Source organism: Vibrio sp. 1580 (assembly GCF_033340055.1).
The window spans coordinates 1-913 of the sequence record NZ_JAWOVT010000114.1 but is presented as its reverse complement, the minus strand read 5'-3'; the positions used below and the strand labels follow the sequence as shown (position 1 = coordinate 913).

The following is a 913-nucleotide window of genomic DNA, read 5'->3' as shown; positions in this document are numbered from 1 at the left end:
CAGTGCTGCCAGCCGCGACAATACCGCCAACAGTACCAGCCAGTAAGCCGTCAAAAACAAAATCAAGTTCTGGGGCTTCTTCTGAAAATGCTTGTTCTAAATGCAGATAGCCTGCACCACCCAGTTGAAACACTGGGGTTTCTTGTTTAAGATTATCCATGTTAATGCCTTAAAGTTAACAATTTTGAAGGGGTTGAGTGTTGCTGCACTCGCCCCTTTGTCATTTATGTTACAACGATAATTGATTATTACCATCATCACCGTCACCAAGTTTAATCTTCGCTTTCTCTAACGTTCTGCGTGTGTAGTCTTGTACATCATTCTTTCTGTCCACTACGGACGGGGAGCTATTCACAATGGCAATCAGGATTTCTTCATCGTTATAGCCGCCCTTGATCATGTCTATGGTAGCTGCAAAATCAATACGTGAATAATCGATAGACCAGCCTTTGCTTTTAGCTAATCCATGCCATTTGCTCCAGTGGCGCATAAAGACCGCATCGGCTGTTTTCGTAGTAGCATCAACGCTTGCGATTTTCCTTAATCTCTCTTCTTCAAGTGAGATTTGCTTAGGTTGCTGAACTTTCGCATTCTGATACGCCTGTTTAGCCTCCTCACGCTCTTTAATCACTTTATCCAGTTCTTGCTTAAGCAAAGTGATAACACGCTGACAAGCGTTTGCAGAGCTTGATATTAAGCGAGTGAAGAAGTTGTTTCTTGTTGGCTTCTTATTGCTGAATCCTGCCATTCTGAATGGATGAGATACGCCAGTGAAGTTTTCATCGCCATAGCGTTTATTCAGACCTACAACCACCTTATTTGCGATCTCTCGGTCTTTTTCGTCGGTGGTTTTAGGCACTCTAAAGATTGCTTGATAGTTGTCCCTGGACGACTCTTGCACCAGGTTCGGAGA

Annotated in this window: 1 protein-coding gene; it reads right to left on the bottom strand. The window is 43.5% G+C overall.

Annotated features, from left to right (window positions below):
* Window positions 1-229: 229 nt before the first annotated feature.
* The coding region (locus tag R7093_RS24395; RefSeq protein ID WP_318146907.1) for a DNA-primase RepB domain-containing protein at window positions 230-913 on the bottom strand (684 nt) is incomplete at its 5' end.